Origin of the sequence: Dolichospermum circinale AWQC131C (genome assembly GCF_000426905.1) — a bacterium.
In the GTDB taxonomy this organism is placed as follows: Bacteria; Cyanobacteriota; Cyanobacteriia; order Cyanobacteriales; family Nostocaceae; genus Dolichospermum; species Dolichospermum circinale.
In genome coordinates, this window is the sequence record NZ_KE384624.1 from 1 (window position 1) to 7,612 (window position 7,612).

At 34.3% G+C, this 7,612-nt stretch carries 10 protein-coding genes; all 10 read right to left on the reverse strand.

The window, feature by feature from the left end; genetic code table 11:
• Positions 1 to 267 precede the first annotated feature (267 nt).
• Positions 268 to 474, reverse strand: coding sequence for a hypothetical protein (locus ACIR131C_RS0115100; protein WP_028090873.1), 207 nt, complete (start codon positions 472 to 474; stop codon positions 268 to 270).
• 337 nt (positions 475 to 811) lie between these two features.
• Positions 812 to 1,258: a type II toxin-antitoxin system VapC family toxin gene (locus ACIR131C_RS0115105; protein ID WP_035372195.1), complete on the reverse strand. Its 447-nt coding sequence runs from the start codon at positions 1,256 to 1,258 to the stop codon at positions 812 to 814.
• A gap of 11 nt (positions 1,259 to 1,269) precedes the next feature.
• Positions 1,270 to 1,530, reverse strand: a complete 261-nt coding sequence (locus tag ACIR131C_RS0115110) for a hypothetical protein (RefSeq protein ID WP_028090875.1) — start codon at positions 1,528 to 1,530, stop codon at positions 1,270 to 1,272.
• 196 nt (positions 1,531 to 1,726) lie between these two features.
• Positions 1,727 to 2,266: a glycosyltransferase gene (locus ACIR131C_RS22890; RefSeq protein WP_081677205.1), complete on the reverse strand. Its 540-nt coding sequence runs from the start codon at positions 2,264 to 2,266 to the stop codon at positions 1,727 to 1,729.
• A gap of 40 nt (positions 2,267 to 2,306) precedes the next feature.
• The gene (locus ACIR131C_RS0115120; RefSeq protein WP_028090876.1) at positions 2,307 to 3,152 is read right to left on the reverse strand and encodes a class I SAM-dependent methyltransferase; all 846 of its coding nucleotides are present in this window, start codon (positions 3,150 to 3,152) and stop codon (positions 2,307 to 2,309) included.
• Positions 3,153 to 3,339: 187 nt separating this feature from the next.
• Positions 3,340 to 4,263: a glycosyltransferase gene (locus ACIR131C_RS0115125; RefSeq protein ID WP_081677207.1), complete on the reverse strand. Its 924-nt coding sequence runs from the start codon at positions 4,261 to 4,263 to the stop codon at positions 3,340 to 3,342.
• Positions 4,264 to 4,337: 74 nt separating this feature from the next.
• Entirely contained in the window at positions 4,338 to 5,090 is a 753-nt protein-coding gene (locus ACIR131C_RS0115130) for an FkbM family methyltransferase (RefSeq protein WP_035372197.1), read from the reverse strand.
• 204 nt (positions 5,091 to 5,294) lie between these two features.
• Positions 5,295 to 5,570 carry a hypothetical protein gene (locus tag ACIR131C_RS0115135; RefSeq protein ID WP_028090879.1) on the reverse strand — a complete coding sequence of 92 codons (276 nt, stop codon included), beginning with the start codon at positions 5,568 to 5,570 and terminating at the stop codon, positions 5,295 to 5,297.
• Between the two features lie 32 nt (positions 5,571 to 5,602).
• Positions 5,603 to 6,277 (reverse strand): CatB-related O-acetyltransferase, encoded by a 675-nt coding sequence (locus tag ACIR131C_RS26825; protein ID WP_051347577.1) that lies wholly within the window; start codon positions 6,275 to 6,277, stop codon positions 5,603 to 5,605.
• A 284-nt stretch (positions 6,278 to 6,561) separates the two neighbouring features.
• Positions 6,562 to 7,497 carry a hypothetical protein gene (locus ACIR131C_RS0115145; RefSeq protein ID WP_028090880.1) on the reverse strand — a complete coding sequence of 312 codons (936 nt, stop codon included), beginning with the start codon at positions 7,495 to 7,497 and terminating at the stop codon, positions 6,562 to 6,564.
• Positions 7,498 to 7,612: the final 115 nt, after the last annotated feature.

Here is a 7,612-nt window from a genome sequence, read left to right on the forward strand (position 1 = left end):
CTCGCAAGGTACTGCTGCAAGCATCTCGCATAAGCACTGCTGAGAGGGGTTATATTGAGGGTTGGCAACAGATGTGGTTTTTGTATCTCACTCAAGCAACAACGGTATTTCGGTTGCTTCAAATACAATAGTTTTCTCTTATAATTTTAGGGTTTAAGATTAGCCTAATGTCAAGAATATCGTAAGTGATTAGGTTAAGCAGTGTTGACTATATCTCTATATTAGGTTGTTAGAGCGATCGCCATGATTAATATTATATGACTCTTATTAGGAGATCAAAAGCGTATCTGGGGTCATTCCGTTAGCAATGGCTTGTTGACTCGCTTCTTCCATGATATCTAAGAGTGGTTTTTGACTGACTGCTTTTTGCAGCATTATGTTGAGAAATATTTGGATTTTTTGCTGTTTTTCTGGCTCTGCTTCTCGGTACGCTTTGGCAATTTCTGGGTCAACTTGAATGGTAATGTTTTCCATGATAAGTTACAAGTTAATTAGTCTAGTTTTATTATAGCGATCGCCAGTTATTTCTGTTTTACACTATCCTGAATTATCTTGATCTCCTCTTCTGTTAACCCAGACAAATTATACACTATCTCATGGGAACGCATAACGGAACTTCGTGGTTTAGAACGCGGTAAGGAGAGCGGTAAGGAAGAGGTCAAAAGCGTAAGCGTTGCACTGCTGCAAGCAGTTCGCTACTATTGTCCTTGGTAGTCTAGGGATTGTGGTTACACCTCTTGCTGTACCTTCATGGATAGTACATTTCGGCAAGTTTGTCTACATCTGGCTATAATTTAAGTTACAGTTTCAATCAAAGCCATGATTCCAAGGGAAAAGGCTGTACTTGATGAATACGCGTAAAATCGCTATCAGCCGAAACGAGAGTGAGATTGTGTTGAATTGCTGTTGCTGCTATCCAAAGATCATGATCGCTAAATCCCAAATTTTCAATGCTAAAATTACGACCTTTGCTTTTCTCTTGGGGAGCAAAATAATTAAAAACCGATGATTTTAAACGACTGTAAATAATGGCAGTTTCTTCATCAAGAAAATATAAATCAACGTCAGACAAAAAAACCTGAACTGCACCTAAATTTTGAGATTTTAGTGCTGATTTTTCTGTCATATATAGTAGTTCTGCATAAGTGATAATGCTAACGCCAATGGTAACAGACGAGCAAGATTTTAAGGTGTCGGTAACTTGAGGATTACCATTAATAATATAGCTACAGTGATTAGTATCGAGCAAATAAGACATAGTGACAAAAATTAAAACTGCGTTTGAGAACGAGTTTCTTCAACTAAACGCAGACAATCTTCCAAATCATCACCATGCCAAGTTCCAGTATAATGTAGTAAATCACCTGCTTTTTTACCTCGCTTAATGGGAGAAATACGACGTAATGGGCGTTGATTTACGGTGCTTTTTTCCTGAATAGAGTCAATAAAATCACTGACTAAGGAAAGCTGTTCTGGCGCTAGTTGGGATATCTGTTGTTCAATTTTTTGATGTAGTTCTAAATAAGTCATGTTTACCTCGGTTTTATAGAAAGACAAAATACTTGGTTGATTCTATTTTATCTCATAGTCATACCTTCGGTGCGCTTCGCTATCGCTCTTGCAAAAAAGGCATTGTAGTTACACCTCTTGCTGTACCTTCAGCCGATTACAAGTCAGAATCTTTGGTGCTAGTGTTGCGGGATTGTGGGCGACAGCGAAGTGATCCCTAGGAATCGCTTAATGCTTGTTTCCAAAAACATCCAATATAAACTGTATCGGCATAGCCATCATAGTCAGGGTTTCTATATTTTGCTCCACCACTGCCTAAAATACTTTTAGAAGAAAGAGCTACACCAGCCTGAAAAGCCGTTTCAGCAACAAATCTTTGCGCCCCACCAACATTGAGAGATTGAGATGACAATAATTTTTCGACACACTTTTCAATATAATCAGGTGCGTAGTCCGAATGAGCGTCGGCTCTCAGAAAAATATCACCAGTGCATTCTTTGATTATTAAATTTAGTCCAGCAGATTGAACTTTTAAGGGGTTGTGTAAAAGCTTGACTCTAGCATCTTCTAAGGCTAGATTTTTCACAATATCTTGAGTTCCATCTGTACTACCACCATCAGCAACGAATACTTCTATTAGATTTGGATAGGCTGTTGAAAGGAATTCCTTCACTATCCGTTCTATATTCTCTGCTTCATTATAAGCTGGTATTGCTACTGTCAATGTAGGATTATTGGCTATATTTGTATGAATCATCTGTAACCTTTTCTTGATTTCAAGCAACCTGATTTTCTGATTAACATTTTCTCAAAACTATCAATGTGCCACGAATTACCAAATCATTCAAATCATAATTAGAGAATTGTTTGTTAATCCTAACTGTTTTTATCTGTTCAATATCGGATGGTGTACCTCCATAGTATTTGTCTTCTAAAATATTAAATCCACTTTCGGAAAAAAGCTGCAAATATTCTTTATGCCTTAATCTATTTTGATAGTGTAATGAAGGATTAAAGAATGTATTCCAAGTTGCTTGATTAAATTTTAGAAAATTGTACACAGAAATATTTTTATCGAAGTATGAATAATGGTCTTGGTAATCAATCTGAAAGCTCAAAATGCCATCTTTCTTTAAGATACGATAACATTCCTTTAAAATAGCTTTGATCTCATTTGCAGGAATATGCTCTAAAGTATTAGTTGAAGTAATACAATCAATTGAATTATCGCTCAAACCTGTTTTTCTGGCATCATAAGGTGCTTTATATTCAATACCATAGTATTTTAAAAATACAGACTCAAAGTCAAATTTATCCTTAATATGTGTTTTTGGTAGGCGTGGGAAAGTGAAAACTTCATTTAAGTGTTCAATAATTTTTATTGAATTATTAATCAATTCAGGTCTAACCAACCGTCGGATATCAACTATAATTTGATGGTCAACTCCCATTGTATAAAACAATAAAGGTTGAGCCATATCCCATCCTGCTCCAAACTCATAAAAAGTAGCTTCACTAAGATGGGATGAGTTGTATTTATGGAAATTTTCTATATGTTTTTGTGCCAACAACAGTTTTTCTTTGAATTTTGTTTCTTTAACAGGTAAGTTTCTAGTAATTTTTGTTTGAAAAAAATAATTCATATATTCTCCAAAAGGAATTATTGAGAATATAGATTGTAGAGTAGCTTTGTATTTCCAATTCATTTTTTTAATTTTTTAAATTTGTCACAAGCAAAATTGCATGATTTTTCTTATTTATTAAGTTGATTCAGTGGTATCACTTTTGATACCCTGATCCAAGGCCAATTAATTGGAGAATTCATTTGCGCTATTGTGAAAATCCACGCTCATGTTTCCCAACAATAGAAACTATAAGGTGTTTATCAAAACTTATTTCTATAAGACTCCGCAACAAGTAGGCGACAACAGCAGTGGGAATGGCATATAACGGATAAACTAGCAAAACGAAAATTATACGAAACCTTGGATTAGAGGGATTTTTTATACTCATTAAATTTGATATTCGTTCAAAACGATTACTTTCTCTCGAATAGACTGATTTACCAGTATTCTTTGTATCAACCTCAATAGAAACTCCAGTATATATATAGGGAGTATAACCAGCCCTTGCAAGACGGCGGGTAAATTCATAGTCCGCTCCATAATGAGGCAACCATTTATCTGCAACTAAACCGACTTTAGTCAGTGTTTCTGCTGGGAAGATAACACATCTTGTAGGCAAATAGTCCACTTTAATCAGTAAGTTACTCTCTAGATCATTAACATTAACACCTGCATAAGGATGGTGAGTCAAAGTTGCTAGCCAAGACTTAATTTGAACGCCACTGGAAATTACATGGTGATCGGAGGTACAAATAGCCCCAATTTGACAATTTCTATGTTTAATAGCTTCTTCAATCAACGAGCTTACAATGTCATGAGTAAATTTAATATCAATATTAGATATCAGAACCCAATCGTCTGGTTGAGCATCCTTTAAAACAACCTTGAGTCCCCTGTTGACAGTTCCACTCCAAAATTCATCAGCCTGTCCATGCACTTCACTAATTTCATAATCCGTCAAAACTTTGTATTTTTCAATTATTTTGGAAGTTTCATCCCCGGGATTGGCATTGACAATAATCAACTTAAAAGGTCTATACCTAATGTTCTGACAAGATTTTAGAAAATCAGCAACTTTTTCAGGCTCCCTGTAAGTCGGGGCACAAGCAATTACTCTGTGAGGCATCATAACTCAAATTTAATAGTCAGTGATTTCGAGACCAGCCATAATGTGTAAAATCTATGTAAAAGTGTAATTTTATCTCAAGTCAGAGAATCACCTCTGACAAAAATTGCATCAACCTGTAGTGTTCGTCCATCAGATTTATCTGTAAAACCAGGCAGAATGGCGTATAGTATGAATCCACTATTACTCAGTCGTTCTATTATTTCCATCCAAAGATGTTGAGACTCGTATAGTGGCAATAAAGAAAGTTCACAGAGAATACCTTTGAAAAGATTTAAACAATTATCACAACCATCTAAAACTTGCCATTCAAACCCCTGAGTATCAATTTTGAGAAAACTACCTTTTGAGTTTTTTAGGTATGGAGATAGGATTGAGTCTAACTTAAAAATGTTTACTGTTTCCTTTCCTGTTATCTTACTTCTTGGTTCAGCATTTGTGTGTAATTGGGTGATTGTTAGTATTGAACTAGAAACAGAATTATGAGAAATATTTAAGTCTACCTGTCCATCATAATCACCAATAGCACAGCGCTGATACACATCCCATAGTGGATCTCTTTGAGCCAATGTCACTAGTTTACTGTGAGCCGAGAGCAAAGGTTCAAAACTCACAATTTTACCTGAGTAACCAAAATATCTAATTTGAGATGCAAACTGACCTTCATTAGCTCCAATATCTATAACCAAATCAATCTCAAATTTTTTGAGGATACAAGCAACTTGTAAATCTGGATTGGATCGGGGAGAGAGTTTGTCTAATTGTAAGTTGATAGTGTTGAATAGTCTTTGAATTACTCGAATTAATACTATGCGTAGTTTATACAACATCCTGTTAATTTTTTGTGTGATTTTAATTTTTGACAGCTTAATTTATCGTCGGATTGAGTTAGTTGTGAAATGCTACCCTAGCAAAGGATATTTTACAATTCAAAGGTGGTCAATGACCAAGCCAGCCTTCAACGTTTCCTAATTGGCGTAGTAACTTCCTAATTGCGTTTTTCATAAGTCTCATTAGTGCTAATTATCAGTGGTTTATACTGTTTCGTAAAAAGTAGAGCGAGCGCGTTGGGGATAAAGCTGTAATGGTAGAATATCAAGAGTGGGTTTTAATTTATCAAGACCTTTACCTAGTTTGCTTGCTGGGAAAATTACTGTATAATTGTCACTTTGCTTATTTTGTACAAGCATTTGAGAATCTACACCAATATTTTTTAAGCCTCGATGTAAACGATAAGTGTCGCGGGCATCACTTATATCAAACCCATGTACAGCAATAGTTTTGGATACAAAAGAAGGAGATTTGATCACAAATGGGAGCGGTAGAACCGATTTCACTTAATTTAAAACTTGGAAGAGAAATTATCAATATTATGGAATAATTTAAAATTTTCTCTTAACCAGGACTCATCTTTCTGCCACCATTTTGTATCTAACAAGAAATTTATAATTTCCTCTCTAAATCTATACCTGATTAATTTAGCAGGAACGCCACCATAAATAGCATAACTAGGAACATCTTTTGTTACTACAGCACCAGCACCTATAATTGCTCCATCACCAATTTTAACATTGTCTTTAATAAGAACGCGATTACCAACCCAAACATCATTACCTATAATTATATTACCAAATTCATCAAAATAATTTTGATCTGCAAAAGTAGTTTCTAATGCTTTGGCTGTCGAATAGAAAACTGGAGAAGTTGAAACGTATTGACCCGATGGATGTTTACCCAAACCAATCATACAATTTTGTCCAATTGAGCAAAATTTTCCTATTTCAGTTGCTCTAATTTGGGAAGCAACTCCAATATAGCTATATGAACCAATTTTTGATTCTATTACTTTAGAATAAGGATAGACCTTTACAAAGTAACCTACGTGTGATCTTACAACCAAAGACGTATATGATTGATAAAAATTATGTTCTCTATACTTAATTTGATTTTGAATCAAATTTAACAATAATCGTGAGTGTTCACTAATTGGATTTTTGAAAAATTGTTTTATATTCATAAATTAATCTTCAAGATAGTCAAATATTTTTATAGTCAAATATTTTTGACTGGGGGATTTCAAGAACATTTTTATTAACAGAATGTTCAATGAGTTTGTGGTGAATACAAATCACTACAACAAAGTCAGTTTTTGATAACCGAAAAAAAACAATTTTTGAAGTGCTTAGGTAGTTTTTGCCTACATAGCCGCAATTTACATTTGCCCAGTATTAGGATGAATTTACACAGGACAAACATCCTCTAATTTAATTAATATTAAAACTAATAGTTAGTTTGTAATAGTTAGTTTTGCATTTTCGCTAAAAATAACTTCTTCAATTTTCTTTGAATGCGTAGAACTAAAGATGGTGAAAATCTTGTATTTTGAGTATATTTGTCAGCTTTTTTATTATGAATCATGAATGGGGGATGAACCAATGGTAGATCAAGTTTTTCTAAGCAAAGGTTTGCATACGGGCTATTCTGATCTATTGTATGCGTTCCTGCCATACCAAAACCTATGTTTGAAACTAAATTTTTTTCAGGAAAGATTCCAAATCCACTGTGAACCCGGCATGAAAAAAACCATGGATAAAACCAACTATTGACTTTATTTTCATAAGCTGATTGAAAAATTTTCACCCAATATTTTACAGACCGATCATCAAATAATAAGTTATTTAGTAATTTTTCAGTTTTAACTTGTGGCCATAAATTCATGTTCACATCATTATATTTCCACGCTCGTTTCCACGTTGCCCATCCCCAACAATCATGAAACATGGAATAATAATAACTGTAATTACTATGGCTATTATAATTAATATTTCGATTTAATAATTGGAAGTTTACTCCACAGATTGACATAATTCTTGAGTCATTTTCATAACGTTCTAACAGGTTTTCACAAAAATAAAAAAATGACAAATCAGGTAAACAATCGTCTTCTAGAATAATAGCTTTGTCAACATTATCAAATACCCAATCTAGTCCACTAGAAACTCTTTTTTTACAACCCAAATTAACATCTGAATAATTAGTCAATACTTCACATTCCCAATCAACACTGCCAATAATCGCCTTTGCCGCAACACATTTTTCTGCTTCTCCCGGACGGTCTGCACGAGGTCCATCTGCAATAACTAACAGTTTGGGAGGTTTAGCCTGACGAATGGCTTCAAATACTCTTTTGGTAGTATCTGGACGATTGAATATGATAAATGCAACTGGAGTTTTCATTTTTAATTTTTTTTAAGGTCGTTTTTTTCAATCATGAAGTTAATAACCAGGTCACAAGTGTTGAATCCTGCAATAAAACTTTACAATCTTTGCGTTTTACCCAGGTAAAATCCAT